Origin of the sequence: Pseudomonas coleopterorum, assembly GCF_900105555.1 — a bacterium.
GTDB classification, from domain to species: Bacteria; Pseudomonadota; Gammaproteobacteria; order Pseudomonadales; family Pseudomonadaceae; genus Aquipseudomonas; species Aquipseudomonas coleopterorum.
This window is the reverse complement of sequence record NZ_FNTZ01000001.1, coordinates 4030893-4057182: the sequence shown is the minus strand read 5'-3', so window position 1 is coordinate 4057182 and position 26290 is coordinate 4030893. Positions and strand designations below refer to the sequence as shown.

General features: G+C 63.2%; 27 protein-coding genes. 18 read left to right on the top strand and 9 right to left on the bottom strand.

The genetic code is table 11. The features are described from left to right. Positions 1–112 precede the first annotated feature (112 nt). Together BLV18_RS18275 and bfr are read left to right on the top strand one after the other, a co-directional pair. Entirely contained in the window at positions 113–1561 is a 1449-nt protein-coding gene (locus BLV18_RS18275; RefSeq protein WP_090360682.1) for a catalase, read from the top strand. Positions 1562–1715: 154 nt separating this feature from the next. Then, complete coding sequence (gene bfr / locus BLV18_RS18270; RefSeq protein ID WP_049860778.1) at positions 1716–2180, top strand: bacterioferritin; 465 nt, start codon at positions 1716–1718, stop codon at positions 2178–2180. A gap of 139 nt (positions 2181–2319) precedes the next feature. Here bfr and uvrA read toward each other — a convergent pair whose 3' ends face one another. Continuing rightward, positions 2320–5154 (bottom strand): excinuclease ABC subunit UvrA, encoded by a 2835-nt coding sequence (gene uvrA / locus BLV18_RS18265; protein ID WP_090360680.1) that lies wholly within the window; start codon positions 5152–5154, stop codon positions 2320–2322. Positions 5155–5319: 165 nt separating this feature from the next. Between uvrA and BLV18_RS18260 the strand changes: the two genes are divergently transcribed. The 5 genes from BLV18_RS18260 (at position 5320) to BLV18_RS18240 (ending at position 10648) form a co-directional block, all read left to right on the top strand. Beyond that, positions 5320–6714, top strand: coding sequence for an MFS transporter (locus BLV18_RS18260; RefSeq protein ID WP_090360676.1), 1395 nt, complete (start codon positions 5320–5322; stop codon positions 6712–6714). Positions 6715–6723: 9 nt separating this feature from the next. Further along, the gene (locus BLV18_RS18255) at positions 6724–7254 is read left to right on the top strand and encodes a single-stranded DNA-binding protein (RefSeq protein WP_043192553.1); all 531 of its coding nucleotides are present in this window, start codon (positions 6724–6726) and stop codon (positions 7252–7254) included. Positions 7255–7546: 292 nt separating this feature from the next. Beyond that, positions 7547–8680, top strand: coding sequence for an acyltransferase family protein (locus BLV18_RS18250; protein ID WP_167375956.1), 1134 nt, complete (start codon positions 7547–7549; stop codon positions 8678–8680). 161 nt (positions 8681–8841) lie between these two features. Beyond that, positions 8842–9726 (top strand): sugar nucleotide-binding protein, encoded by an 885-nt coding sequence (locus BLV18_RS18245; protein ID WP_056843961.1) that lies wholly within the window; start codon positions 8842–8844, stop codon positions 9724–9726. Next, positions 9719–10648, top strand: a complete 930-nt coding sequence (locus BLV18_RS18240; RefSeq protein WP_090360671.1) for an NAD-dependent epimerase/dehydratase family protein — start codon at positions 9719–9721, stop codon at positions 10646–10648. Before BLV18_RS18245 ends, BLV18_RS18240 begins: the two co-directional genes overlap by 8 nt. 65 nt (positions 10649–10713) lie before the next feature. Here BLV18_RS18240 and BLV18_RS18235 read toward each other — a convergent pair whose 3' ends face one another. The 5 genes from BLV18_RS18235 to BLV18_RS18215 form a co-directional block, all read right to left on the bottom strand. Beyond that, on the bottom strand, positions 10714–11412 hold the full coding sequence (locus BLV18_RS18235) for an OmpW/AlkL family protein (RefSeq protein ID WP_090360668.1): 699 nt from the start codon (positions 11410–11412) through the stop codon (positions 10714–10716). A 94-nt stretch (positions 11413–11506) separates the two neighbouring features. Further along, positions 11507–12022, bottom strand: coding sequence for a DUF3299 domain-containing protein (locus BLV18_RS18230; RefSeq protein ID WP_090360666.1), 516 nt, complete (start codon positions 12020–12022; stop codon positions 11507–11509). An 11-nt stretch (positions 12023–12033) separates the two neighbouring features. Further along, entirely contained in the window at positions 12034–13299 is a 1266-nt protein-coding gene (locus BLV18_RS18225) for an ABC transporter permease (protein WP_090360663.1), read from the bottom strand. Next, positions 13299–14018: an ABC transporter ATP-binding protein gene (locus BLV18_RS18220; protein WP_090360660.1), complete on the bottom strand. Its 720-nt coding sequence runs from the start codon at positions 14016–14018 to the stop codon at positions 13299–13301. Before BLV18_RS18220 ends, BLV18_RS18225 begins: the two co-directional genes overlap by 1 nt. A gap of 3 nt (positions 14019–14021) precedes the next feature. Further along, the gene (locus BLV18_RS18215) at positions 14022–14621 is read right to left on the bottom strand and encodes a DUF2796 domain-containing protein (RefSeq protein ID WP_090360658.1); all 600 of its coding nucleotides are present in this window, start codon (positions 14619–14621) and stop codon (positions 14022–14024) included. Between the two features lie 183 nt (positions 14622–14804). On the opposite strand from BLV18_RS18215, the gene BLV18_RS18210 reads away from it, so the two are divergent. Beyond that, entirely contained in the window at positions 14805–15161 is a 357-nt protein-coding gene (locus BLV18_RS18210) for a hypothetical protein (protein WP_090360655.1), read from the top strand. A 40-nt stretch (positions 15162–15201) separates the two neighbouring features. Here the strand turns inward: BLV18_RS18210 and trxA are convergent, their stop codons facing one another. Both trxA and BLV18_RS18200 read right to left on the bottom strand, forming a co-directional pair. Next, positions 15202–16074: a thioredoxin gene (trxA, locus tag BLV18_RS18205; protein ID WP_090360653.1), complete on the bottom strand. Its 873-nt coding sequence runs from the start codon at positions 16072–16074 to the stop codon at positions 15202–15204. A 100-nt stretch (positions 16075–16174) separates the two neighbouring features. Continuing rightward, positions 16175–16636, bottom strand: a complete 462-nt coding sequence (locus tag BLV18_RS18200; protein ID WP_090362408.1) for a YbaY family lipoprotein — start codon at positions 16634–16636, stop codon at positions 16175–16177. 107 nt (positions 16637–16743) lie between these two features. Here BLV18_RS18200 and nrdR point away from each other — a divergent pair, with 107 nt between their 5' ends. The 10 genes from nrdR to ribA all read left to right on the top strand — a co-directional run bounded on the left by nrdR (position 16744) and on the right by ribA (position 24332). Then, positions 16744–17208 (top strand): transcriptional regulator NrdR, encoded by a 465-nt coding sequence (nrdR, locus tag BLV18_RS18195; protein WP_161804299.1) that lies wholly within the window; start codon positions 16744–16746, stop codon positions 17206–17208. Between the two features lie 5 nt (positions 17209–17213). After that, positions 17214–18377, top strand: a complete 1164-nt coding sequence (gene ribD / locus BLV18_RS18190) for a bifunctional diaminohydroxyphosphoribosylaminopyrimidine deaminase/5-amino-6-(5-phosphoribosylamino)uracil reductase RibD (RefSeq protein WP_090360650.1) — start codon at positions 17214–17216, stop codon at positions 18375–18377. Positions 18378–18422: 45 nt separating this feature from the next. Further along, complete coding sequence (locus BLV18_RS18185) at positions 18423–19085, top strand: riboflavin synthase (RefSeq protein WP_049860799.1); 663 nt, start codon at positions 18423–18425, stop codon at positions 19083–19085. 34 nt (positions 19086–19119) lie between these two features. Then, positions 19120–20211, top strand: coding sequence for a bifunctional 3,4-dihydroxy-2-butanone-4-phosphate synthase/GTP cyclohydrolase II (ribBA, locus tag BLV18_RS18180; protein WP_056843970.1), 1092 nt, complete (start codon positions 19120–19122; stop codon positions 20209–20211). A 133-nt stretch (positions 20212–20344) separates the two neighbouring features. Beyond that, on the top strand, positions 20345–20821 hold the full coding sequence (gene ribH, locus BLV18_RS18175) for a 6,7-dimethyl-8-ribityllumazine synthase (RefSeq protein ID WP_049860801.1): 477 nt from the start codon (positions 20345–20347) through the stop codon (positions 20819–20821). Continuing rightward, complete coding sequence (gene nusB / locus BLV18_RS18170) at positions 20818–21318, top strand: transcription antitermination factor NusB (protein ID WP_090360647.1); 501 nt, start codon at positions 20818–20820, stop codon at positions 21316–21318. Before ribH ends, nusB begins: the two co-directional genes overlap by 4 nt. Before the next feature lie 17 nt (positions 21319–21335). Next, positions 21336–22301, top strand: a complete 966-nt coding sequence (gene thiL / locus BLV18_RS18165; protein ID WP_090362404.1) for a thiamine-phosphate kinase — start codon at positions 21336–21338, stop codon at positions 22299–22301. Continuing rightward, the gene (locus tag BLV18_RS18160; protein WP_049860803.1) at positions 22298–22807 is read left to right on the top strand and encodes a phosphatidylglycerophosphatase A family protein; all 510 of its coding nucleotides are present in this window, start codon (positions 22298–22300) and stop codon (positions 22805–22807) included. Before thiL ends, BLV18_RS18160 begins: the two co-directional genes overlap by 4 nt. Before the next feature lie 37 nt (positions 22808–22844). Further along, positions 22845–23588 carry a substrate-binding periplasmic protein gene (locus BLV18_RS18155; RefSeq protein WP_090360644.1) on the top strand — a complete coding sequence of 248 codons (744 nt, stop codon included), beginning with the start codon at positions 22845–22847 and terminating at the stop codon, positions 23586–23588. A 102-nt stretch (positions 23589–23690) separates the two neighbouring features. After that, a complete protein-coding gene (gene ribA, locus BLV18_RS18150; protein WP_049860805.1) occupies positions 23691–24332 on the top strand; it encodes a GTP cyclohydrolase II in 642 nt (213 codons plus the stop codon). Between the two features lie 45 nt (positions 24333–24377). Here the strand turns inward: ribA and dxs are convergent, their stop codons facing one another. Continuing rightward, positions 24378–26276 carry a 1-deoxy-D-xylulose-5-phosphate synthase gene (gene dxs / locus BLV18_RS18145; protein ID WP_090360641.1) on the bottom strand — a complete coding sequence of 633 codons (1899 nt, stop codon included), beginning with the start codon at positions 26274–26276 and terminating at the stop codon, positions 24378–24380. Positions 26277–26290: the final 14 nt, after the last annotated feature.

Below are 26290 nucleotides of genomic sequence, written 5' to 3'. Positions count from 1 at the left end.
TATCGGCTAAAGATAATTTCCCGATTAGTGCTATGGATAGGTTTCTCGGATACTTGCTTCAAGCCGCTCAAGTCGGCACCTACACAGCAAGCCAGACCAAGGAACATCGTCCATGAGCCAGAGCAAGATCCTCACCACTGCCAGCGGCGCACCTGTCGCCGACAACCAGAATTCCCGCTCAGCGGGACCTCGTGGTCCCTTGTTGCTGGACGATTTCCATCTGATTGAAAAGCTCGCGCACTTCAACCGTGAGAACATTCCAGAACGCCGCGTGCATGCCAAAGGTTCGGGCGCGTACGGTACCTTTACCGTTACTCGGGACATCACCGAATACTCCAGCGCCAAGCTGTTCAGCGCGGTGGGCAAGCAGACCGAAACCTTCTTGCGGTTCTCCACCGTGGGTGGCGAGCGTGGTTCGGCAGATACCGAGCGCGACCCGCGTGGTTTCGCGCTCAAGTTCTACACTGAGGAAGGCAACTGGGACATCGTAGGCAATAACACGCCAGTGTTCTTCATTCGTGATCCGATGAAGTTTCCAGACTTTATCCACACACAGAAGCGTTTGCCTCAGAGCAATCTGAAAAGCGCGCAGATGATGTGGGACTTCTGGTCGCATTCGCCTGAGTCGTTGCATCAGGTCACCATCCTGTTCTCGGATCGGGGTATTCCTGATGGCTATCGCCACATGCACGGCTTCGGTAGCCATACTTACAGCCTGATCAACGCAAAGGGCGAGCGGCACTGGGTCAAGTGGCACTACAAGACGGCTCAGGGGATCAAGAACCTGGCGCCTGCCGACGCTGCCCGTATCGCCGGCACCGATCCGGATTACGCTCAGCGCGATCTGTTCGATGCGATCGAGCGTGGGGATTACCCCAAGTGGCGCGTATGCATGCAGATCATGAGCGAGGACCAGGCTAACCATCATCACGAGAATCCCTTCGACGTGACCAAGACCTGGTCGCAGAAGGAGTTCCCGTTGATCGAGGTGGGCATGCTGGAATTGAACCGTAATCCGCTGAACTACTTTGCCGAGGTTGAGCAGGCGACGTTTGGCCCGAGCAACATGGTACCCGGTGTAGGGCTGTCACCTGACCGTATGCTGCAGGGTCGTGTGTTCGCTTACGCCGATGCCCACCGCTATCGCGTCGGGACCAATCACCAGCAACTGCCGGTGAACGCGCCGCGCAGCCCGGTTCATTCGTACCAGCGAGACGGTTCCATGGCCTTTGGCAGCAATGGCGGGGCAGCACCCAACTACGAGCCGAACAGCTATGCAGATGCGCCCAAGCAAGCGCCTCAGTACCGCGAACCTGCCTTGGCCTTGCATGGCGATGCGGATCGCTTCGATCATCGCGTGGACGCGGACTACTACAGCCAGGCTGGTGCTCTGTTCCGCTTGATGAGTGCCGAGCAGCAGGCGCTGCTGATCGACAACATCGCCGGTGCGATGATGGGTGTGAGCGCGGACGTGGTAGAGCGTCAATTGCAGCACTTCTACCATGCGGATGAAGCCTACGGTAATGGCATCGCCAAAGCATTAGGCATCCAGCTCGGCTGAACCTAAGTGATAAAAAGAACCGCCCTCATTTGGGCGGTTTTTCGCTTTATTTCGTCACTTTTTCTCTGCTTTTTAGCGTATTTCTGCACCGCAGGCCGTGACGTATCCGCGACCTTGGTTCAAACTATGCCTTTCTGCTAGGAGATCTACGGCGATGCAAGGCCACCCGGACGTAATCGATTACCTCAATACTTTGCTCACTGGCGAGCTGGCTGCCCGTGACCAGTATTTCATCCACTCGCGGATGTACGAGGACTGGGGCTTCGCCAAGCTCTTCGAGCGCATCAATCATGAAATGGAAGAAGAGGCGGGTCATGCTGACGCCTTGATGCGCCGCATCCTGATGCTCGAAGGCACGCCGCGCATGCGCCCGGACGATCTCGAAGTCGGGACCGATGTGCCGAGCATGATCGCAGCCGATCTGCGTCTGGAATACAAGGTGCGCGCTGCGCTGTGCAAGGGGATCGAGTTGTGCGAGCAGCACAATGACTACGTGACCCGCGACATTCTGCGCGTGCAGTTGGCGGATACCGAGGAAGACCATACGTATTGGTTGGAAAAGCAGCAGGGACTGATCAAGTCGATTGGGCTGGAGAATTATCTGCAGTCGCAGTTTTGATCGATGGCAGGCTGTGGTTTGATTCGGCGGGTGGAATGTAGAGATCGCTGACGCGGCTTGCGCCACTGCTACAGGGGTCGCGCTGCTGATACAGGGATTTGTGTTGAGAAAAGCCCCGCTTGCGCGGGGCTTTTTGGTTTCAGGCTTTGTCGCGTTCCAGCAGGGGCTTGAGGTAGTGGCCGGTATAGGACTGCTTCATCTCGGCGACCTGCTCCGGGGTGCCGACGGCGATGATCTGGCCACCTTTGGATCCGCCTTCCGGACCCAGGTCGACCAGCCAGTCGGCCGTCTTGATGACGTCCAGGTTATGCTCGATCACCACCACAGTATTGCCGTGGTCGCGCAGACGATGCAGCACGTCGAGCAATTGCTGGATGTCGGCAAAATGCAGGCCTGTGGTGGGTTCGTCGAGGATGTAGAGGGTTTTGCCCGTGTCGCGCTTGGACAGCTCGCGCGACAGCTTGACCCGCTGCGCCTCGCCACCGGACAGCGTGGTCGCCGACTGGCCCAGCTTGATGTAGGAAAGGCCCACGTCCATCAGCGTCTGCAATTTGCGGGCAAGCGCCGGTACGGCGTCGAAGAACTCCCGTGCTTCCTCGATGGTCATTTCGAGTGTTTCGTGGATGTTCTTGCCCTTGTACTTGATCTCCAAGGTCTCGCGGTTGTAGCGCTTGCTCTTGCAGACGTCGCACGGCACGTAGATGTCTGGCAGGAAGTGCATTTCGACCTTGATCAAGCCGTCGCCCTGGCAGGCTTCACAGCGTCCGCCCTTGACGTTGAAGGAGAATCGGCCCGGTCCATAGCCGCGTGAACGCGACTCGGGAACCCCGGCGAACAGTTCACGGATCGGCGTGAACAGCCCGGTGTAGGTGGCCGGGTTGGAGCGTGGGGTACGTCCGATCGGGCTTTGATCGATGTCCACGACCTTGTCCAGGTGCTGCAGGCCATTGATGCTGTCGTGTGCAGACGCTTCCAGCGTGGTGGCGCCATTCAGGGCGGTTGCACTGAAGGGGAACAGGGTGTTGTTGATCAGCGTCGACTTACCCGAGCCGGACACGCCGGTCACGCAGGTGAGCAGGCCGATCGGGATCTCCAGATCGACATTGCGCAAGTTGTTGCCGCGGGCGCCCTTGAGGGTCAGGGCGAGCTTCTTGTTGCGCGGTGTGCGCTTGGCAGGCACGGCAATCTTCACGCGGCCGGACAGGTACTTGCCCGTCAGTGAGTCGGGATGGTCCATGACCTCCTGTGCGGTGCCCTGGGCGACGATGTGACCACCGTGGACGCCGGCGCCTGGGCCAATATCGACCACGTAGTCGGCGAGGCGAATGGCATCTTCGTCATGCTCGACGACAATCACGGTATTACCGATGTCGCGCAGGTGCTTGAGGGTACCCAGCAGGCGGTCGTTGTCGCGTTGGTGCAGACCGATGGACGGCTCGTCGAGGATGTACATGACGCCCACCAGGCCCGCGCCGATCTGGCTGGCCAGGCGGATGCGCTGGGCCTCGCCGCCGGACAGGGTGTCGGCGCTGCGGTCCAGGGTCAGGTAGTCCAGGCCTACGTTGACGAGGAACTGCAGACGCTCGCGGATTTCCTTGAGGATCTTGTCGGCGATTTCACCCTTGCGACCGGTCAGGCTGAGGCTGCCGAAATAATCGGTGGCATCGCCGATCGGCAGACCCGTGACGGCAGGCAGGGTTTTCTCGCCCACCCATACGTGACGTGCCTCGCGGCGCAGGCGAGTGCCACGGCAGTCGGGGCAAGGCTGGGTGCTGAGGAATTTGGCGAGCTCTTCACGCACGCTGGCCGATTCGGTTTCGCGGTAGCGGCGCTCGAGGTTGGGCACGATGCCCTCGAAGGGGTGCGAACGCTTGACGATATCGCCCCGGTCATTCAGGTAGCGGAAGTCGACATTGTGGGTGCCGCTGCCGGTGAGAATGACTTTCTGCTGGTCGGCTGGCAGTTCATTGAACGGCACGTCCAGGCTGAACTGGTAATGGCTGGCGAGCGAGCCGAGCATCTGGAAGTAATAGACGTTGCGCCTGTCCCAGCCGCGGATCGCGCCCTCGGCCAGGGTCAGCTCGCCGTTTACCAGACGCTTGTTGTCGAAGAACTGCTTCACGCCCAGGCCATCGCAGGTCGGGCAGGCACCGGCCGGGTTGTTGAAGGAGAACAGCTTGGGTTCCAGCTCGCTGATCGCATGTCCGCAGATCGGGCAGGCGAAACGTGCGGAGAAGATGATCTCTTCGAACGCGTCGTCATCCATCGAGGCGACCAGAGCGATGCCATCGGCCAGCTTCAGGGCGGTTTCGAACGATTCGGCCAGACGTTGCTGCAAGTCGGAACGGACCTTGAAGCGGTCCACGACGACTTCGATGGTGTGCTTCTTCTGCTTGTCGAGCTTGGGCAGTTCGTCCATCTCGTAAAGCTTGCCGTTGATGCGTGCGCGGACGAAGCCTTGGGCGCGCAGCTCTTCGAAAATGGCCAGGTGTTCGCCCTTGCGCTCACGGATGACCGGGGCCAGCAGCATCAGCCGTGCGCCCTCGGGCTGGGCCAGGACCAGGTCGACCATCTGGCTGACGGTCTGGGCTTCCAGCGGGATGTCGTGATCCGGGCAGCGCGGCGTCCCTACGCGGGCGTAGAGCAGGCGCAGGTAGTCGTAGATCTCGGTGATGGTGCCGACGGTGGAGCGGGGGTTGTGCGACGTCGACTTCTGTTCGATGGAAATGGCCGGCGACAGACCTTCGATGGTGTCGACGTCGGGCTTTTCCATCATCGACAGGAACTGCCGGGCATAGGCCGACAGCGATTCGACGTAGCGGCGTTGGCCTTCGGCGTAGAGGGTGTCGAAAGCCAGGGAGGATTTGCCTGAACCCGACAGCCCGGTGATGACGATCAGTTTGTCACGGGGCAGGGTCAGGTCGATGTTTTTCAAATTGTGGGTTCGAGCCCCACGTACCAGAATCTTGTCCAAGGCGGCCTCGCGCGGCGGGCGTAAACAGTTGAGTATACGGGGCTTGTCAATGGCACCGCACGGTGCGTGCGCGCAAAGATGAAGAAGGCGCGTCATAGCGTCGCCATCTGTGCCGTTAATGGGTGGGACTGGTAGAATCGTCACCGGTTCACACGAGGTTTATCCATGCACGATCCCCACAGCGAACGCATGAGCAGCGGTGAAACCCGCGCAGCCAGCGGGTTGGCCCTGGTGTTCGCTTTCCGCATGCTGGGCATGTTCATGGTCTTGCCGGTACTGGCGACCTATGGCATGGACCTGGCAGGTGCCACCCCGGCCTTGATCGGTCTGGCGATCGGCGCCTATGGCTTGACTCAAGCCTTTCTGCAAATCCCTTTCGGCGTTATTTCCGACCGCATCGGCCGTCGCCCGGTGATCTACGGCGGCTTGGTGATCTTCGCCATCGGCAGCGTGGTCGCGGCCCAGGCCGATTCCATCTGGGGGGTGATCGCCGGACGCATCCTGCAGGGTGCCGGCGCGATATCGGCGGCGGTCATGGCTCTGCTCTCGGACCTGACTCGCGAGCAGAACCGCACCAAGGCGATGGCCATGATTGGCATGAGCATCGGTGTGTCCTTCGCCGTGGCGATGGTGGTCGGGCCGCTGCTGACCCGCGCCTTCGGCCTGCATGGGCTGTTCCTGGCGACCGGTGTGCTGGCTCTGGTTGGCATCGCGCTGGTGGCCTTCGTCGTGCCCAAGGCAACGGCCCATACTCGGCATCGCGAGTCCGGCGTGGCCCGGGGCGAGATGCTGGCCACGCTCAAGCACCCCGATCTGCTGCGCCTGGACTTGGGCATCTTCGTCCTCCACTCGATCCTGATGGCCAGCTTCGTCGCCTTGCCGCTGGCGCTGGTGGAGCGCGCCGGGTTGCCCAAGGAGCAGCATTGGTGGGTTTACCTGACGGCGCTGGTCGTATCTTTTTTCGCAATGATTCCGTTCATCATCTACGGCGAAAAGAAGCGCAAGATGAAGCGTGTTCTGCTGGGCGCGGTGGCAACCCTGATGCTGGTGGAGCTGTTCTTCTGGGCGTTCGGCGACGGTCTCAAGGCGCTGGTGATCGGTACGGTGGTGTTCTTCACCGCGTTCAACCTGCTTGAGGCGTCGCTGCCTTCGTTGATCAGCAAGGTTTCGCCGGCCGGTGGCAAGGGGACGGCCATGGGGGTGTATTCCACTAGTCAATTCCTGGGGTCGGCCATGGGCGGCATCCTGGGTGGCTGGCTGTTCCAGCACGGTGGCCTGGGTGTGGTCTTCATCGGATGCGCGGCGCTGTGCGCCCTGTGGCTGGCCATAGCTGTTACTATGCGCGAACCACCCTACGTGACCAGTCTGCGCTTGCCGCTTTCGCCCCAAGCGATGCGCGAGACGGGATTGGCCGAGCGGTTGAAAACCGTGCCCGGTGTAACAGATGCGGTGGTGGTGGCCGAAGAGGCCGCCATCTATATCAAATTGGACAAAGAAATTTTGGATCGCACCGCCCTCGAGCGCCTGGTCAACCCAGCGCCGACTGCGTGCGAAGCCTAGGAGAACGATATGGCCCGTGGGGTTAACAAAGTCATTTTGGTCGGCACCTGTGGTCAGGATCCGGAAGTTCGCTACCTGCCCAACGGCAACGCGGTCACCAACCTGAGCCTGGCCACCAGCGAGCAGTGGACCGACAAGCAGAGCGGCCAGAAGGTCGAGCGCACCGAATGGCACCGTGTGTCGATGTTCGGCAAGGTCGCGGAGATCGCCGGTGAGTACCTGCGCAAAGGCTCGCAGGTGTACATCGAAGGCAAGCTGCAGACCCGCGAGTGGGAAAAGGACGGTATCAAGCGGTACACCACCGAGATCATCGTCGACATGCAGGGCACCATGCAGCTGCTGGGCGGCCGTCCGCAGAACAATGACCAGCAGGGCGGCGGTGGCAACAACTACCAGCAGTCGGCACCGGCCCCACGCCAGCAGGCGCCGCGTCCACAGCAGTCGGCACCGCAGCAGCGTTCGGCTCCGCCTGCCCAGCAGCAGCCGGCGCAGCAACCGGCTCCGGACTTTGACAGCTTTGATGATGATATTCCGTTCTAAGCTGCCCGCTTGAACCGAAAAAGCCCCGCTGCCATCCGGCAGCGGGGCTTTTTGTTGCTCGCCAAAAAGCAGGCGAGGTCGCGGCTTGCAATCAGCCTTCGCAGCCTGATTTGGCGTCAGTTTTTCAGCTGTTTTTGCAGCGGCAAAATATAAATGTATGCATCGCGTATTCTCTTGCCGCGGCAATGTCGCTTCACTAAGCTTTTTCGAAACTTCGCGTCCTGTTGCCCACGTGCTGTCGCTTACAGCGCATTGCCTGCAGCCGATACACCCCTTCGAACGGAATCATTCCATGGCATCAGGTCATCGCTTTCATGCGCTCGACAGTCTTCGCGGCATCTGCGCATTGGCGGTGGTGTTGTACCACCTGCATGTGGTGGGCAGCCTGACCGAACTGGCGTTCTTTCGCAGTGCCGATCTGTTCGTCGACTTTTTCTTCGTGCTCAGCGGGTTCGTGATCACTCATGCCTATGGTGCGCGGCACGATCTGGACCTGCGGCGGTTCTTCATTCTGCGTACGTTTCGGCTGGCGCCACTGCATGTGTGCCTGCTGGGAGTGTTCATCGTCTTCGAGTTCGTGAAGTGGGGCGCGGCGCAGCAGGGGGTCACCTTCAACAAGGAGCCGTTCACCGGCATGTATGCGCCTTCGCAGATCCTGCCAAACCTGTTGCTGATCCAGGCATGGACGCCGTTGACCGAGAACATGTCGTTCAACTACCCCTCCTGGAGCATCAGCATCGAGTACTACATGTATCTGATTTTCGCCGCGGTGGTGCTGTGCACATCGGCGCGGCGGGTGCTGGTGTGGGCGGGAATCGTCATCGTCGCCGTGGCGATGCTGTACAGCGGGTCGGGGCCGTTTACCGCGCTGGCCTACAAGGGGCTGACCTGCTTCTTCGCTGGTGCCTTGTGCTACAAGGTGTTCGAAGCGCTGCGCCAACGGGTGCAGCTGGGGTTTGGCGTGGCATCGCTGCTGGAAATGCTGGCGGGCGCTTTGATTGTGTGGACCTTGAGCAGCGACAGCCCGAACAAGGCCGTGCTGGCCAGCGGGCTGTTCTGCGTGACGGTGACCTTGTATGCGTTCGATGCCGGCATTGTTTCCAGCCTGCTCAGGGCGCGTCTGTTCGAGTTGCTGGGGCGGCTGTCGTACTCGATCTACCTGACCCATGTGATCATTTTGAGTGTGTTGATCCTGCTGTTCATGGTGCTGGAGAAGAAGACCGGATTGCCGCTGGCGCCAGTGTTCGGAGATTTCCGTTACCTGGACAGCGGTTATCCGTGGCTCAACAACCTGCTCGTGGGCCTGGTATTGCTGGCCGTGATCGGAATTTCCTTCGTCACCTACCACCTGATCGAGGTCAACGGACAGAAGTGGGGGCGTCGTTTACTGGGGCAGCGATTGCCTGCGCAGGCCGTGCCGGGCTGAGGCTGCGGCGCTGCCACGAACCCCTCTTTTTGATAGCGCGTGACGTCAGCGTCAGAAAAACGCAAAATGGCTGTTCGATTCGAGTGCGGGCGAAGGTTTGATCGTCGACCACGCGCCTGCGGTTAATCTGAACTGTCAATTTGAACGGACCTGCTGACTCTATGCGAATGCGCCTTATGCTGTTGGGCGGTGGGAATGCCCTGGGGCATGCGCTGATTCGCCTTGGAGCGGAAGAGGGCATCGGCTTCCTGGCTCCACGTCCACCGGACGCTGGTTGGGATGCGGCCAGCCTCACCGACCTGCTCGATGAAACCCGCCCCGATGCGCTGATCAACCTGGCGTACTACTTCGACTGGTTTCAGGCCGATGCCGTGAGTCAGGCGCGCCTGGACCAGCAGGAGCTCGCGGTGGAGCGTCTGGCCGAGCGATGCCAGGAGCATCAGATCGTGCTGTTGCAGCCTTCCAGCTATCGTGTGTTCGATGGCTCGCGGGCCACTGCCTATAGCGAAAAGGACGAGCCGGTGCCTCTGGGCCTGCGCGGTCAGGCACTGTGGCGAATCGAGCAGAGTGTGCGTGCGGCCTGCCCGCGGCATGTGCTGTTGCGTTTCGGCTGGCTGCTGGACGACAGCGCCGACGGCGTACTGGGCCGGTACCTGCGGCGTGCCGAGTTGCCGCAACCCTTGCCTCTGGCCGATGACCGACGCGGCAATCCGACCCCCGTGGACGATGCTGCACGGGTGATCCTCTCGGTGCTCAAGCAGCTGGACTGTGAAGCGCCGCTGTGGGGCACCTACCACTACGCCGGCAACGAGGCGACCACCGCCCTGGCCCTGGGCCAGGCGATCATCAGCGAAGCCAAGACGATGCATTCGCTGGCGATCGATGCGCCCACCGCGCAGGCCCACGCCGCGCGACCCGATGCAGGGGAAGAACCGCAACACGCGGTACTGGCCTGCAAGAAAATTTTGCACACTTTCGGCATCAAGCCGCGCGCCTGGCGTTCGGGGTTGCCGAGCCTTCTGGACAGATACTATCGACATGGTTGATACACCCATTCTGATCACCGGCGGCGCCGGCTTCATTGGCTCCCACCTGGTCGACGCGTTGTTGGCCGCCGGTCACTCGGTGCGAGTGCTCGATGACTTGTCCACAGGCAAACGCAGCAACCTGCCGATGGAAAACCCCCGGCTGGAACTGATCGAGGGCGATGTCGCCGACGCCGCGCTGATGACCCAGGTGGTGCGCGGCTGCAAGGCGGTGGTGCACCTGGCGGCGGTCGCTTCGGTGCAGGCCTCGGTGGACGATCCGGTGAAAACCCATCAGAGCAACTTCATCGGCACCTTGAACCTGTGCGAGGCCATGCGCCTGGCAGGAGTCAAGCGTGTGCTGTTCGCTTCCAGCGCCGCGGTGTATGGCAACAATGGCGAGGGCGAAGCGGTTGGCGAAGACACCACCAAGGCACCCCTGACGCCCTATGCCTCGGACAAGCTGGCCAGTGAGTACTACCTGGACTTCTACCGTCGCGAGCATGGGCTGGAGCCGGTGGTGTTTCGCTTCTTCAATATCTACGGGCCGCGGCAGGATCCTTCCTCGCCGTACTCGGGCGTCATCAGTATCTTCAGCGAGCGGGCGCAGCGCGGGCAACCGATCAGCCTGTTCGGCGATGGCGAGCAGACCCGCGATTTCTTCTATGTGGGCGATCTGGTGACCTTGCTGATGCAGGGGTTGCAGCAGCCGACCGTGCAAGCGGGGCCGGTGAACGTCGGGCTGAATCAGGCGACTTCATTGAATCAACTGCTGGCGGGGCTGGGGGCTGTGCTGGGTGGTTTGCCGGCGGTGAGCCATGGGCCGGCGAGGGGGGGCGATATCCGTCATTCGCGGGCCGACAATACCCGACTGCTGGAACGCTTCGAGCTGGGGCCGGTGACCCCACTGGAAGAAGGGCTGCGGCGCTTGCTCGGGTTGTAGGCTTTTCACTTTCACGTGCCAGCCCACGCCCGCAACGGGCGAAGGGCGGGCGACGGCAAGCGCGTCTAGAACTTGTAGCCTACACCGACCATGTACACCCACGGGTCGACTTCCAGGTCGACGTTGGTGCGGCCTACGCCCAGCGCGGTAGGGCCGTCGACGCTGGCCTTGGTGTCGATGTCGACGTACCAGACCGACGCGTTGACCATCATGTGCTCGCTGAGCATGTAGTCGAACCCCAGTTGCCCGGCGAAGCCCACCGAATCCTGAATCTTCAGGTTGTTGAAGCCTTGCTGCTTGCGCGCGCCGCTCAGGTCTTCGTCGTAGAACAGGGTGTAGTTGATGCCCACGCCCGCGTACGGCTGGAAGCGTGAGGTTGGTGCCAGTGGGTAGTACTGCAGGGACAGGGTGGGAGGCAGTTGCTTGACGTCCGCCAGTTTCCCGTCCAGCCCGGCGATGCCGGTGGCAGCGCTGACTCCGCGTACGCCCACGGTGTGCTGGAAGGGCGTGGCTGCCAGCAGCTCGATGCCGACGTGGTCGGTGAGCATGTAGGCGAAGGCCAGGCCCAGTTGGGTGTCGCTGTCCAGGGTGGCCTTGGTGCCCGCGACTTTGGCGCCGTCCAGCTTGAGCTGCCCGCTGTCCTCATTGGGGGCGGTGGTGGCGGCGCCGGCACGGATGATCAGATCGCCGGCCTGGTGTGCCTGGGCCAGGGGAGTTGCCAGTGCCATGGCAATCAGTGAGGCGCCGAGCAAGGACTTGTTCATGGGAGCTCCATTGGGCAGTGCGAAGGAAATTCGCCCAATGGTAGTCAGTGCATCGGCTCGGTTTTTTGATCTGGCTCAATAAAAGGCCAATGGCTCAGTCCGGCAGCTCGTAGGGGTAGATCTTCGCAGCAGCCATCTGGTAGCCGGCCTGCGCCAGCTCGCTGGTGCTGGCCTTGACCTGCATCGGCCCTTCGATCCAGTAAGGCTGGTAGAGCTCTTCGACCTTCACCCCGACGGCGCTGGTCACATGCACGATCTGGTTCGACGGCGGGGGCGGCACATGGATGCAGGCGCCGAAGTAGGGCACCAGTAGAAACTCGGTGGTCCGTCCCGACTCGTTGACCTCCAGCGGCACGATGTAGCCGGGGATGCGCAGCTGCTGACCGTCCAGTGCCTGGACCACCGGTGCGTCCGGCGCCTGCTGATGGGCGGCGGGGCCGGCTTCGGCCAGCGCGGTGCCCATCTGCGCCAGGTCGTGCATAGGTGTCATCTGCGGCACCAGCTTGGGCGCATCCGGCGGGATCAGTGCCTCCCAGCTGACTTCCTTGAGCTCGGCCGCAGACAGCGACAGGCTGGTCAGCAGCAACAGCGCCATTACCGCGTGCAACATAGGTTGAATCCTCACAGGTGGATCGACAGGCCGTCGGCCAGGGATTGCCGGTAGGCGCGCCAGGCCGGTATCGCGCCCATGACCACGGCGGCTGCGAGGATAATGCCCAGCAACGACCACTCATAGGCACTGGGCAGGCTCAAGGGCAGATACAAGCCGTAGTTGGATTGCACGTAGCCTTGGGCGCAGGCAATGCTCAGGTACAACAATGCCATGCCGGCCAGGATCCCGACCAGCGCCAGGGCGAAGGCTTCGAGAATCAGCAAGCCGGCGATGTGCCAGGGACGGGCGCCGACCGAGCGCAGAATGGCCATCTCGCGGCGGCGCTCGTTGAGGCTGGTGACGATCGCCGTGAGCATGCCGATCAGACCGGTGAGCACGACGAACACCGAAATGACGAACAAGGCCTGTTCCGCGGTGCCCATCAGGCTCCACAGCTCTTGCAGGGCGACGCCGGGAAGAATCGCCATCAGGGGTTCGCCGCGAAAGTCGTTGATGTCGCGTTGCAGGGCGAAGGTGGCGATCTTGCTGTTGAGGCCGACCATGAAGGCGGTGATGGCGCTGGGTGTCAGGTCCATGTTGCGCGCCTGGTCGGCGCTGATTCGCCCGGCGCCGCGGGCCGGTACGCCGTTTTTCCAGTCGATGTGGATGGCTTCCATGCCGCCCAGGCTGATGTGCAGCGTGCGATCGACCGGCGTGCCGGTGCGCGCCAGGATGCCGACGACGGTGAATGGTTTGTCGTCGTGCTTGACCAGGCTGATGGCCGCCACGCCGTGGGCCAGTACCAGTTTGTCGCCAAGTTTGTAGTGCAAGGCGTCGGCTACCTCCGCGCCGAGCACGACTTCGAAAGGATCGGTCTGGAAGGCGCGGCCCTGGGCCAGTTGCAGGGACTGGTGACGGCCGTACTGATAGTGCTCGAAATAACTCTGGTTGGTGCCCATGACCCGGTAGCCGCGGTGGGAGTCACCCAGCGAGATGGGGATGGCCCATTTGACCTGCGGGTTGCTGGCGTAATGCTCGAAGCTGTCCCAGCGGATGTTGTTGGTGGCGTTGCCGATGCGAAACACCGAGTAGAGCAGCAGATTCACCGAGCCGGAGCGGGCGCCGACGATCAGGTCGGTACCGCTGACGGTGCTGGCGAAGCTGGCGCGGGCTTCGTGGCGCACACGTTCCACAGCCAGCAGCAGGCACACCGACAGGGCAATGGCGAAGGCGGTCAGAAATGCGGTGAAGCGGCGATTGGCCAGGCTGGCCAGGGCAAGACGAAGCAGGTACATCAAGATACCTCGGATGAGGCAGGGCGCGCTGCGCGATTGAGCTCGGCCAGGGATAGATGACGGTCGAACAAGGGGGCCAGGCTTTGATCGTGACTGACGAACAGCAGGCTCGAGCCCGCTGCGCGGCATTCGGCGAACAGCAGTTGGATGAAGGCTTCGCGGGCATCGCTGTCCAGGGCCGAAGTCGGCTCGTCGGCGATCACCAGTTCGGGCTGGCCGATCAGCGCGCGTGCGGCGGCGACCCTTTGCTGCTGACCGATGGACAGGGTGTCGGCGCGACGCTGGAGCAGGTCCGGGTCGCGCAGTCCCAGATGGGCCAGCAGTTGGGTAGCCGCCTGGGCGACACTGCCATGGCGCTGCCCGGCACGATCGGCGCGGCGTCGGGAGAAGCGGCAGGGCAGTTCCACGTTCTCGCGCACCGACAGGAACGGCAGCAGGTTGAATTGCTGGAAGATGTAGCCGGTGTGCTCGACGCGAAACCGATCACGGGCGGCGAAGCTCAGCTCGCTCAGGTTCTGGCCGAGCAGGTGGACGCTGCCGTGTTGCGGGCTGTGCACGCCACCGAGCAAGCCGAGCAGGGTGGTTTTGCCACTGCCGCTGGGGCCTTTGAGAAAGAGGGTTTCCCCACGCTCCAGGCGGAACGCGGGGATATCCAGCAACATCGCTTGGCCGGGCCAGGCAAAGCCCAGTTCGGCCAGCTCGATCAATGCATCGCTCATGGGTCAGAATTTCAGGCTGCTTTGCGTGGGAGTGAGGTCCGTGCCCTGTTGGCCGGACGGACCGATCAGTTGTAACTGAATTTTCTGGGTGGCGGGGAAGGTGCTGAACAGGCGAGCCAGGTCCAGGTGGTCGAGGGCCTTCGGCGACGCGCAGGTGAAATGGTAGTGGGCGTGAATCTCGCTGTGCTCGTGATGGTGCTCATCGCCTTGCTTGGCTTCGGTGGCGCCATGCTCGTGATCCGGCTTGTCGCCGAACAGCGGGCTTTCCAGTTCCTGGTCGGTGACCTTGCAGCCCGCTGCGGCGGGCAGGCTGAACAGCGCCAGGGGTTGCTCCAGGGTCTTGCGGGCTGCGGCGACCTTGGCTTTGTCGGCATCGCTGCTGGCGGCGTGTTCGAAACCCACCAGGTTCATGGCCGGGCTTTGCAGCTCCAGTTCCAGCGTCTGGCCATCCAGCGCAGCGTCGAGGCGGGCCACGCCATGTTCATGGGCGCCGAGGCTGCCGTGCTCATGTTCATGCTCGTGATCGTGATCGTGGCCCTCCTCGTGGGCATGGGCGACGAGGGGCAGAAGGGCAAAGGGCAGGGCAAGCATGAGACGGCGCATAAGGGAATCTCGTGAGCGGTATGGAAACGCAATGTTATAACAAATTTATATTTTGTGGCCATGCTTGGGGAAAGATTCATGTTCGCTTCAGGCAGTGGGCGCGGACGGCGTGATGTCGAAGGCGGGATTGCTTCACCGGCGGGGCGCTGCTACAACGAGGCCTCGTTATGAAAGGGCATCCGCATGATCAGAATCAAAGGCACCGTCGGCAATCTGCCGGTGGACCTGGCCATAGAAATGGACGCCCAAGACTGGGCGCACCTCACCGGCCCATTGGCGACGGCCGCCGAAGCTGCGCCGACGTCGGCAGCGGCGCCCGCGCCGGGCAAGGGCAAGGCGCAGGACGACGGCGTCTGGCGCAGCGTGCTGTTGCTGCTGGAGCAGGCAGGGCGTATCGAGGGTCCGGCGTTGCTGGATCAGGTCCAGGGGTTGGTGGGTGACGTGGCGGCCGGCAAGCGGATGCTGGTGCGCTTGCGCCATTGCCCGCAGGTAAAGGTGGAAGCCGGCGCGGATGCGCCGGTCTATTGCTGGGTCGGCTAGCGGGAGGGACCGCTCGCCTGGCAGGCCCCTGCTCACCCCATCAGTACAGGGCGGCGAACAACTTGCGGCGGTAGGTGGTCACCAGTGGGTGATCGTTGCCGAGCAATTCGAACACTTGCAGCAAGGTCTTGTGCGGCAGCCCTTCGCTGTAGCTGCGATTGCGCATGAACAGCTGGAGCAAGCCATCGAGGGCGGCTTCGTAATGCTGGCGCGACAGCTGCTGGATGCACAACTGGTACGCCGCTTCGTCGTCGCCCGCGTCGCGACCCAGGCGGGCCTTGAGATCGGCGACGTCAGGCAGGGCCTTCGCCTGGCGCAGGAATGTCAGCTGCGCCTTGGCACCGGCCAGCGCAGCCTTGTGCTCGTCGCCGCTGACGGCGTCGAGCACCTGCTGCGCTTCTTCCAGCTCGCCGCGTTCGGCCAGGCAGCGGGCGAACAGGATCAACGCCCCAGGGTTGGCATTGTCTTCGGCCAGCAGCCCCTTCAAGGTCTGCTCGGCTTCGCCGAAACGGCTCTCGCTGAACAGCGCCTGCGCCAGTTCCAGCGGATCGGCTGCTGGCGGTGGCGGCATCTGCACATGGGGTTCGAGCAGCGCACGAATGGTCGATTCAGGCTGGGCGCCTGCGAAACCATCCACCGGCTGACCATCCTTGAACAGCACCACGGTAGGCAGGCTGCGAATGCCGAAGCGGCCGACGATGTCGGGTTCGGCGTCGCAGTCGACCTTGGCCAGAACCAATTCGCCGGCATAGCTTTCGGCGATCTGTTGCAGCAAGGGCATCAGCACCTTGCAGGGGGCGCACCACTCGGCCCAGAAATCCACCAGCACGGGCTTGATGTAGGAATTCTGGATGACGGCCTGATCGAAATCGGCAGTGGTCACGTCGAAGATGTAGGGGGTTTCTTGACTCATGTGAATCTCGAGGATCAGCGGTTCGGTGGACTATAAGGGGTTAGAATCAGGCCCACCACCGCCGCTCGGATGGCCAGGTGGCGGGCGCTGTCAGGCCGTTTCAGGGGGCTTTGATCATTTCCAGGTTGCCCAGCAGTTGGGTGGTCGGTTGGCTGATCTGCACCGCAGGCAGGTGCAGGATCAACTGACCCGACTGACTGGCACGGGCGCGCAACTCGACCCGCAAGCCTGCCGGGAAAGCCTCGGCGGCAAAGCGCAGCTGAAAGGGCAGTGGCTGATTGGTACCACGTTGCTTGGCGCTGGCCAGCAGCTTTTGCGGGCGGCCCTTCGAATCGATCACCAGCAAGGCCATTTCGACTTCGGCACCGGCAGGCACCCCGAGCAGGTTGCCGCTGAGTTGACGTTGGTAGGCGGGCAACGGGCCGAGTTCGACGGGGGCCTTGATGACCGGCACAGGCGCCGCTGCGGGCGGTGTGGCGCTGGCCGCGGGCTTGGGCGCATCACTGCTGCAGGCGGCGAGCAGGCTGAAAAGGGCGAGCAGAACGAGCGACTTGGACGGCATTTCGAGATCCAACAAAAGTAGATCCGTCTGTATACCGCAAAGGCTCGGGCTTGTCTTGCCAGTGGGATGCGCTACCATGGCCCTCCCTTTTTTTGTTGCCTGCCACCATGCACTGTCCCTTCTGCGGTGCCAACGACACCAAGGTCATCGATTCACGCCTGGTCGCCGAGGGCGAGCAAGTTCGCCGGCGCCGTGAGTGCCTGGCCTGTGGTGAGCGTTTCACCACCTTCGAAACCGCCGAACTGGTGCTGCCACGGCTGATCAAGCAAGACGGCAGCCGCCAGCCCTTCGACGAGGAAAAGCTGCGCGCCGGCATGCAGCGGGCCCTGGAAAAACGCCCGGTCAGCGTCGAGCGTCTTGAAGCGGCGTTGGTGCACATCAAGCATCAGTTGCGCGCCACGGGCGAGCGTGAGGTCAAGTCGCTGGTCGTGGGCGAGTGGGTCATGACCGAGCTGCAGAAGCTCGATGAAGTGGCCTACATCCGCTTCGCTTCGGTCTACCGGCGCTTCCAGGATCTGGACGAATTCCGTGAGGAAATCGACCGCCTGGCCCGCGAACCGGCCAAGGAGTGACCTGCATGTCCGACCTGGCAGCCAACGACGCCCGGCACATGGCCCGTGCCCTGGAACTGGCTCGCAAGGGGGTGTATTCCACCCACCCCAATCCGCGCGTGGGTTGCGTGATCGTGCGGGACGGCGAAACGGTCGGCGAAGGCTGGCATGTCCAGGCCGGAGGCCCCCATGCCGAGGTGCATGCACTGCGCCAGGCCGGTGATCGCGCCCGCGGTGCCACGGCCTATGTAACGTTGGAGCCGTGCAGCCACCATGGACGTACACCGCCGTGCGCCGACGCCTTGGTTGCGGGGGGCGTGGCACGGGTAGTGGTGGCGATGCAGGACCCCAATCCGCAGGTGGCCGGGCAGGGCCTGGAGCGTTTGCGGCAAGCGGGCATCGCCGTCACCTGTCCGTTGCTCGCGACCGAGGCGCGTGCGCTGAACCCCGGTTTTCTCAAGCGCATGGAGCACGGCCAGCCTTACATCCGGGTGAAACTGGCCATGAGCCTGGACGGGCGCACGGCCATGGCCAGCGGCGAGAGTCAATGGATCACCGGGCCCGCTGCGCGCTCGGCAGTGCAGCGCCTGCGGGCGCAATCAAGTGCCGTGCTGACCGGCGCCGACAGTGTGATCGCCGACGGCGCCCGCATGACCGTACGCGCCGCCGAGCTGGGGCTGGATGCCGAGACCGTCGAACTGGCCACCCGCCGCATCCCGTTGCGCATCCTGATCGACGGTCGCCTGCGGGTGCCGCTGGATGCACCGTTCTTCCAGGCAGGGCCCGCGCTGGTGGTGACCTGCGCAGACGCGGCAGCGCATCCGCAATACGCCCAAGGCGGCCATGAGTTGCTGAGCTTGCGTGGTGACGACGGGCGGGTCGATCTGCTGAAGTTGTCCATCGAGCTGGCACGGCGAGGCATCAATGAAGTGCTGGTGGAAGCCGGGGCGAGTCTGGCCGGAGCCTTCGCGAAGCAGGGCCTGGTGGATGAATACCAGTTGTTCATCGCCGCCAAGTTCATGGGGTCCACGGCGCGACCGTTGCTCGACTGGCCGCTGGAGCGCATGAGCGAAGCGGCGCCTTTGCAGATCATCGAAATGACCGCGGTGGGCGACGACTGGCGGGTGATCGCCGTCCCGGCCCCGAACCCCGCGCCACAGCCCGCTACGGTGCCGACAAAGCGCGTATAATTTTCGGCTTGCGCCTGGCGCCAGCCCAGTTCTGGAGGAGAACTCATGTTCACCGGTATCATCGAATCCATCGGCAGCATCCGTGCGTTGACCCCCAAGGGCGGTGACGTGCGCGTCCACGTGGACACCGGCAAGCTCGACCTGGGTGACGTCAAACTGGGTGACAGCATCGCCATCAATGGCGTTTGCCTCACGGCCGTCGAACTGCCAGGCCATGGTTTCGTTGCCGACGTCAGCCGCGAAACCCTGGACTGCACCGCCTTCCACCAGCTCAAGAACGGCAGCCGGGTCAACCTGGAAAAGGCCCTGACCCCCACCACGCGTCTGGGTGGGCACTTGGTCAGCGGCCATGTCGACGGTGTCGGCGAAGTGGTTTCGCGGCAGGAAAATGCCCGTGCCGTGGAATTCCGCATCCGCGCGCCCAAGGAACTGGCCAAGTACATCGCCCACAAGGGTTCGATCACCGTCGATGGCACCAGCCTGACCGTGAACGCCGTGGACGGCGCCGAGTTCGAGTTGACGATCATTCCGCACACGCTGAGCGAAACCATCATGGACGACTACCGTCCCGGTCGCCTGGTCAACCTCGAGGTCGATCTGCTGGCGCGCTACCTGGAGCGACTGCTGCTGGGCGACAAGGCCAGCGAGTCGAGTCATGGCGGGATCAGCGAAAGCTTTCTGGCCGCCAACGGCTACCTGAAATCCTGAACAGTCTGCTGTTCTGAACACAAGGGGGTGCCGCGTGGCGCTCAACACGATCGAGGAACTGGTGGAAGACATCCGCCAGGGCAAGATGGTCATCCTGATGGATGACGAAGACCGCGAAAACGAAGGCGACCTGATCATGGCCGCCGAATGCTGCAAGGCCGAGCACATCAACTTCATGGCCCGCCATGCGCGCGGCCTGATCTGCATGCCAATGACCCGCGAGCGCTGCGAGACGCTCAAGCTGCCGCTGATGGCACCGCGCAATGGGTCGGGCTTTGGTACCAAGTTCACCGTGTCCATCGAAGCGGCCACCGGCGTCACCACGGGCATCTCTGCCGCCGACCGCGCACGCACGGTTCAGGCTGCGGCCGCTCGCGAGGCCCGCGCCGAAGACATCGTCAGCCCCGGGCACATCTTTCCGCTGATGGCGCAGGCGGGTGGCACCTTGGCTCGCGCCGGTCATACCGAAGCGGCCTGCGACCTGGCGCGCATGGCGGGCTTCGAGCCGGCCGGGGTGATCTGCGAGGTGATGAACGACGATGGCACCATGTCGCGTCGCGCCGAACTGGAAGTGTTCGCCGCCGAGCATGACATCAAGATCGGCACCATCGCCGATCTGATCCATTACCGAATGATCCATGAACGTACCGTTCAGCGGATTGCCGAGCAGCCGCTGGACAGTGAGCTGGGCCAGTTCAACCTGGTGACCTACCGCGATTCCGTGGAAGGCGACGTGCACATGGCGCTGACCCTGGGCACCGTGCTGGCGGACCAGCCGACCCTGGTGCGGGTGCACAACATGGACCCGTTGCGCGACCTGCTGATGGTCAAGCAGCCTGGCCGCTGGAGCCTGCGGGCCGCGATGAGCGCGGTGGCCGAGGCCGGCAGCGGCGTGGTGCTGCTGCTCGGTCATCAGCAGGACGGTGATGTGTTGTTGGCGCACCTGCGCGAAAGCGCCGGGCAGGCCACGGCAAAAACACCGACCACCTACAGCATCGTCGGCGCCGGTTCACAGATCCTGCGGGACCTGGGCGTGCGCAAGATGCGCCTGCTCAGTTCGCCGATGAAGTTCAATGCGATATCCGGATTCGATCTGGAAGTTGTAGAATACGTGCCCTCCGAATAAAGACAGGCTGCAAGGTTCGCAGCAGTGCCGCCCAGATGGCGGTGTGCTCGAACCGCAGCGTCGATATTCGTGATCCATTATCCGCAGAGGCCGCCCACCGGCGGCCTGGCTCTTTAAGATGAGACAGACCCGAATGACCCTGAAGACCATCGAAGGTACCTTCATCGCCCCCAAAGGTCGCTACGCCCTGGTGGTTGGCCGCTTCAACAGCTTCGTCGTCGAAAGCCTGGTGAGCGGTGCCATCGATGCCCTGGTTCGCCACGGCGTCAGCGAAAGCGACATCACCATCATTCGCGCCCCCGGTGCGTTCGAGATTCCGCTGGTCGCACAGAAAGTCGCCCAGCAAAGCGAATACGCCGCGATCATCGCCCTGGGTGCGGTCATTCGGGGCGGTACGCCGCACTTCGAATACGTCGCCGGTGAATGCACCAAGGGCCTGTCCCAGGTGTCGATGGAGTTCGGCGTGCCGGTCGCCTTCGGCGTACTGACCGTGGACACCATCGAGCAGGCCATCGAGCGTTCCGGCACCAAGGCCGGCAACAAGGGCGCTGAAGCCGCGCTTTCGGCTCTGGAAATGGTCAGCCTGCTGGCGCAGTTGGAGGCCAAGTGATCAACGACGAAAGCGATCGCTTCAATCCGCGCGATCCCAAGCCTGCAGACTCCGGCAAGCCTTCGCGCAGCGCCAAGCGTCGCGAAGCCCGCCAGTTGGCGACCCAGGCCCTGTACCAGTGGCACATGGCCAAGCACTCGTTGAACGAGATCGAAGCGCAGTTTCGCGTCGACAACGACTTCAGCGACATAGATGGCGCCTACTTCCGCGAAATCCTGCACGGTGTGCCGGCCAGCCGCGATGAAATCGACAGCGCGCTGGCGCCCTGCCTGGACATCACCATCGAGGAGCTCGATCCGGTCGAGTTGGCCGTGCTGCGCCTGTCCACCTGGGAGCTGCTCAAGCGTGTCGACGTGCCGTACCGCGTGGTCATCAACGAAGGCATTGAGCTGGCCAAGGTGTTCGGTTCCACCGACGGCCACAAGTTCGTCAACGGTGTACTCGACAAGCTGGCGCCGAGCCTGCGTGGCCCGGAAGTAGCAGCGCACAAGCGCTGATCGCGGACATGCAGCCCATGGGCGAGTTCGAGCTGATCCGATACTATTTCGCCGCGGCGTCCTGTGCGCGGGCCGGCGAGGGTGTCGCCCTTGGCATCGGCGACGACTGCGCCTTGCTGGCACTGCCGCCGGGTGAACAGATGGCGGTTTCTACCGACACCTTGGTGGCGGGCGTGCATTTTCCCGACGGTGCCGATCCATTCCTGCTGGGCCAGCGCGCCCTGGCCGTTGCGGCCAGCGACCTGGCCGCCATGGGCGCCAGCCCCCTGGGCTTTACCCTGGCCCTGACCTTGCCCAGCGTTTCGGCGCAATGGCTGGAAGAGTTCGCCAGCGGCCTGGATGCCATGGCCGAACGCTGCGCCCTGCGCCTGGTCGGCGGCGACACGACCCGTGGCCCGCTGAGTTTGACCCTGACGGTCTTCGGCAGCATTCCCCAAGGCCAGGCCCTGACCCGCAGCGGCGCCCGACCTGGGGACCTGCTCTGCGTGGGGGGCAGGTTGGGCAACGCCGCAGGCGCCCTGCCACTGGTGCTGGACCAGTGTCGCGCCGAGCCGGAGGTGGCCGGTCCTCTGCTGGCCCACTACTGGTCACCGCTACCGCAATTCGCCCTAGGCCGGGCGTTGCGCGGCAGGGCCAGCGCGGCGCTGGACATCTCCGATGGCCTGCTGGCCGACTGTGGCCACATCGCCAGGGCGTCGAAAGTCGCCCTGCGGGTGGAACGCGAGCGGCTGCCGGTGTCCAATGCCCTGCAGGCGCTGCTCGGACTGGAAGGGGCCTGGTCGGCAGCCCTGAGTGGCGGTGACGACTATGTACTGGCGTTCACCCTGCCTCCTGAAGAAGAAGCCACCCTGCGCGCGCAGGGCGAGGTGTTTTTCGTCATCGGCCAAGCGAGTGTTGGCGAAGGCGTCACGCTGGTCGATCATCACGGCCAGGACATCACCCCGACCATCCGGGGCTACCAACATTTTGCGGAGACACCGTGACAGACCATCCCAACCAGGTTCCAGCGGAGTTCGTGCCCCCTTCGGTGTGGCGTAATCCATGGCATTTCCTGGCCTTCGGTTTCGGCTCCGGAACCTTGCCCAAGGCGCCGGGCACCTGGGGGTCGATGGTCGCCGTGCCGTTCATTCCGTTGTGGCAGATGCTCCCCGATTGGGGCTACTGGCTGATGCTGGGCGTGAGCATGCTGTTCGGCATCTGGCTGTGCGGCAAGGTCGCCGACGATTTGCGTGTGCACGACCATGAAGGCATCGTCTGGGACGAGATGGTGGGCATGTGGATCACCCTGTGGCTGGTGCCCGAAGGCTGGGTGTGGTTGCTGGTGGGGTTTCTGGTGTTCCGCTTTTTCGACATTCTCAAGCCGTGGCCGATTCGCTGGATAGACCGGCATGTGCATGGAGGTGTGGGTATCATGTTCGACGATGTGCTGGCCGGGGTATTCGCCTGGTTGGCCATGCAGTTGCTGGTGTGGGGTTGGAGTTTCGTGTGAACCGGCCTCGGGTGGATCGGCTGTGAGGGCGCAACGGATGGGTCGGTGGCGATGGTTGCTGGGAGCGGCGGTGCTGATGTGCGGGGCGGCGATTGCAGGGGTATTGCCGCAGCCGGCCCGCATCGATCTGGTCAGTGAGGCATGGGAAGACTACACCGACGCCGATGGCAAGGGCCTGGCCTGGGACGTGTTGCGAGAAGTGTTCCAGCCGGCGGGTGTCACCGTGGTCATCCACACCGCGCCTTACATTCGCTCGGTGGGCCTGGTGCAGCAGGGCCAGGCCGATGCCTGGGTCGGTTCGTACCAGAACGAGACGCAGGCCCTGTACCCACGTTGGCATTACGACACCGATCACATCTACGCCCTGAGCCTGGTCGACAAGCCCCAAGTCGATTTCACCAGTCTGGGCGGCTATCGCCTGGCCTGGGTACGGGGCTATCAGTTTCAGAAGTACCTGCCGAACGTGAAAATCTACAACGAGGTTCAGCGTCGCAACGGCATCCTGCCCATGCTCGAACACGACCGTGCCGACTATTACGTCGATGCCCTGACCGAAATCGAGGTGATCCTGCGCGAGGCGGTCGATCCCGCCCGTTTCAAGCGTGTACACGTGGCCGAGCTGCCGTTGTACCTGGGCTTCAACGACAGCGCGCGTGGGCGGGCGTTGCTGGCCATCTATGATCAGCGCATGGAGCAGTTGGTCCAGGGCGGACAGTTGCGCGGGATCTACCAGCGCTGGGGCCAACCTTATCCATTCGATGCCCCCCAGCCAGCGCCTTGACCGGCGTGTGTAAAGCGCGCCACGATCATCCGCTGAGCAGGCCCGCAGAGCTGCTGTTACAATACTGCCCTTGTCAAGTTCATCAAGAATCAGGAGCACCCGGTGCCCGTCGTTTTTGTCGCTGCTTCTCAGCTTCCCACGCCTTTCGCTTTGTTCACCATGCATGGTTTTCTCGATGAGGCCACAGGCCGTGAGCATGTCGTGCTCAGCCTGGGCGATGTGGCTGACGGTGCGCCCGTGTTGGGGCGCCTGCATTCGGAATGTCTGACAGGGGATGCGCTGTTCAGCCAGCGCTGTGACTGCGGATCGCAGCTCGAGGCCGCGTTGCAGGCCATTGCCCGGGAAGGCCGTGGCGTATTGCTGTACCTGCGGCAGGAAGGTCGGGGTATTGGCTTGCTGAACAAGATCCGTGCCTATGAGCTGCAGGACGGCGGTGCCGATACGGTCGAGGCCAACGAGCGCCTGGGCTTCGCTGCCGATCAACGCGACTACGGCATGTGCGAACCGATGCTCGAACACCTGGGGGTCAAAGCCTTGCGCCTGATGACCAACAACCCGCGCAAGGTCAAGGCATTGACCGACATGGGCATCAACGTTGCCGAGCGGGTGCCACTGCACACCGGGCACAACCCGCACAACAAATACTACCTGGCGACCAAGGCCGGCAAGCTTGGCCACATGATGGGCAACGAGCATCAGGGCGAAGTCGTCGGCACGATTCGCAAGGGTAGCGAAGGGTTGTAGTGTGCAATGCAGGGCCGACGCCGTCGGCCCTGCATTGCGATGTCGTCAGCGCTGCAACAGACGCTGACGCAGGGTGATGGCGGCTTCGATGCCGGCGGCATCCAGGCCGCACTCGGCCAGCATCTGCGCCGGCTTGGCGTGTTCCACATAGGTGTCCGGCAAGCCCAGGTGCAATACAGGCTTGAGCACGCCTTCGCGAGCCAGGAACTCGCTGACCGCCGAACCGGCACCGCCCATGATGGCGTTCTCTTCCAGCGTGACCAGCAGATCGTGACTCTCGGCCAGTTCGCGCACCAGTTGCTCGTCCAGCGGTTTGACGAAGCGCATGTCGGCGACGGTGGCATCCAGCTTCTGCGCCACCTTCAGTGCATCGGCCAGTTGCACGCCGAACACCAGAATGGCGATGCCACGACCTTGCCGACGGACCACGCCCTTGCCGATCTCGATGCTGTCCAGGCCCTGCTGAATCGCCGCGCCCGGACCGTTGCCGCGTGGGTAGCGCACGGCTGCCGGCCCTGGGTAGTGGTGACCGGTGCTGAGCATCAGGCGAAGCTCGTTTTCATCGCTGGGCGTCATCACCAGCATGCCGGGGATGCAGCGCAGGTACGACAGGTCGTAGCTGCCGGCGTGGGTCGGGCCGTCTTCGCCCACCAGGCCGGCGCGGTCGATGGCGAACAGGACGTCGAGGTTCTGCACCGCCACGTCGTGGATCAGTTGATCGTAACCGCGTTGCAGGAACGTGGAATAGATCGCGACCACCGGCTTGGTGCCTTCACAGGCCATGCCAGCGGCCAGGGTCACCGCATGCTGCTCGGCGATGGCCACGTCGAAATACCGTTCGGGGAAGCGCTCGCTGAACGCCACCAGGTCCGAACCTTCCTTCATGGCCGGGGTGATGCCGACCAGGCGAGGATCGGCTTCCGCCATGTCGCACAGCCATTGCCCGAATACGCCCGAGTACTTCGGCCCGCTGGCCTTGGCGGGAGCGGCGACCGGCGCGTCGAGCGGGTCGAGCTTGGTGATGGCGTGGTAGCCGATCGGGTCGACCTCGGCCGGGGCGAACCCCTTGCCCTTCTTGGTGACCACGTGCAGGAACTGCGGACCCTTGAGGTCGCGCATGTTGCGCAGGGTGGCGACGAGGGTCGGCAGGTCATGGCCGTCGATCGGACCGATGTAGTTCCAGCCCAGTTCTTCGAACAGGGTGCCGGGAACCAGCATGCCCTTGGCGTATTCCTCGGTGCGGCGGGCGATTTCCCAGGCGCCGGGCAGGCGCGACAGGACCTTCTTGCTGCCCTCGCGCATGCTGGTGTAGGTGCGGCTGGATAGAATCTTGGCCAGGTAGTTGGACAGGCCGCCGACATTGCGCGAAATCGACATGTCGTTGTCGTTGAGGATCACCAGCATGTCGGCGTTGACTTCCGGCGCATGATTGAGCGCTTCGAAAGCCATGCCTGCGGTCAGGGCGCCATCGCCGATCACGGCAATGGCCTTGCGCCCGCTGTTCTGCAGGCGTGCGCCGATGGCCATGCCCAGCGCGGCGCTGATGGACGTGCTGGAGTGCCCGACGCCGAAGGTGTCGTATTCGCTTTCACTGCGTCGCGGGAAGGCGGCGATGCCGTCCTTCTGGCGCAGGCTGGCCATGCGTTCGCGGCGACCGGTGAGGATCTTGTGCGGGTAGGCCTGGTGGCCGACGTCCCAGACCAGACGATCGTCGGGCGTGTCGAAGACGTAGTGCAGGGCGATGGTCAGCTCGATGACGCCCAGGCCGGCACCGAAATGCCCGCCGGTCTGGCCGACCGTGTATAGCAGCTCCTGGCGCAGTTCGTCGGCCAGTGTTTCGAGCTCGGCTTCGCCCAGACGGCGCAGGCCGGCAGGAGTGTCAGCACGGTCGAGCAGAGGCGTCGCCGGGCGTTCGCGGGGGATCTCTTGAAACGTCGTGGGCATCAGGCGAATCGTTA

Coding starts and splice junctions, on each gene's coding strand:
- BLV18_RS18275 (WP_090360682.1), top strand. CDS start 113: ATGAGCCAGAGCAAGATCCTCACCACTGCCAGCGGCGCACCTGTCGCC.
- bfr (WP_049860778.1), top strand. CDS start 1,716: ATGCAAGGCCACCCGGACGTAATCGATTACCTCAATACTTTGCTCACT.
- BLV18_RS18260 (WP_090360676.1), top strand. CDS start 5,320: ATGCACGATCCCCACAGCGAACGCATGAGCAGCGGTGAAACCCGCGCA.
- BLV18_RS18255 (WP_043192553.1), top strand. CDS start 6,724: ATGGCCCGTGGGGTTAACAAAGTCATTTTGGTCGGCACCTGTGGTCAG.
- BLV18_RS18250 (WP_167375956.1), top strand. CDS start 7,547: ATGGCATCAGGTCATCGCTTTCATGCGCTCGACAGTCTTCGCGGCATC.
- BLV18_RS18245 (WP_056843961.1), top strand. CDS start 8,842: ATGCGAATGCGCCTTATGCTGTTGGGCGGTGGGAATGCCCTGGGGCAT.
- BLV18_RS18240 (WP_090360671.1), top strand. CDS start 9,719: ATGGTTGATACACCCATTCTGATCACCGGCGGCGCCGGCTTCATTGGC.
- BLV18_RS18235 (WP_090360668.1), bottom strand. CDS start 11,412: ATGAACAAGTCCTTGCTCGGCGCCTCACTGATTGCCATGGCACTGGCA.
- BLV18_RS18230 (WP_090360666.1), bottom strand. CDS start 12,022: ATGTTGCACGCGGTAATGGCGCTGTTGCTGCTGACCAGCCTGTCGCTG.
- BLV18_RS18225 (WP_090360663.1), bottom strand. CDS start 13,299: ATGTACCTGCTTCGTCTTGCCCTGGCCAGCCTGGCCAATCGCCGCTTC.
- BLV18_RS18220 (WP_090360660.1), bottom strand. CDS start 14,018: ATGAGCGATGCATTGATCGAGCTGGCCGAACTGGGCTTTGCCTGGCCC.
- BLV18_RS18215 (WP_090360658.1), bottom strand. CDS start 14,621: ATGCGCCGTCTCATGCTTGCCCTGCCCTTTGCCCTTCTGCCCCTCGTC.
- BLV18_RS18210 (WP_090360655.1), top strand. CDS start 14,805: ATGATCAGAATCAAAGGCACCGTCGGCAATCTGCCGGTGGACCTGGCC.
- trxA (WP_090360653.1), bottom strand. CDS start 16,074: ATGAGTCAAGAAACCCCCTACATCTTCGACGTGACCACTGCCGATTTC.
- BLV18_RS18200 (WP_090362408.1), bottom strand. CDS start 16,636: ATGCCGTCCAAGTCGCTCGTTCTGCTCGCCCTTTTCAGCCTGCTCGCC.
- nrdR (WP_161804299.1), top strand. CDS start 16,744: ATGCACTGTCCCTTCTGCGGTGCCAACGACACCAAGGTCATCGATTCA.
- ribD (WP_090360650.1), top strand. CDS start 17,214: ATGTCCGACCTGGCAGCCAACGACGCCCGGCACATGGCCCGTGCCCTG.
- BLV18_RS18185 (WP_049860799.1), top strand. CDS start 18,423: ATGTTCACCGGTATCATCGAATCCATCGGCAGCATCCGTGCGTTGACC.
- ribH (WP_049860801.1), top strand. CDS start 20,345: ATGACCCTGAAGACCATCGAAGGTACCTTCATCGCCCCCAAAGGTCGC.
- thiL (WP_090362404.1), top strand. CDS start 21,336: ATGGGCGAGTTCGAGCTGATCCGATACTATTTCGCCGCGGCGTCCTGT.
- BLV18_RS18155 (WP_090360644.1), top strand. CDS start 22,845: ATGGGTCGGTGGCGATGGTTGCTGGGAGCGGCGGTGCTGATGTGCGGG.
- dxs (WP_090360641.1), bottom strand. CDS start 26,276: ATGCCCACGACGTTTCAAGAGATCCCCCGCGAACGCCCGGCGACGCCT.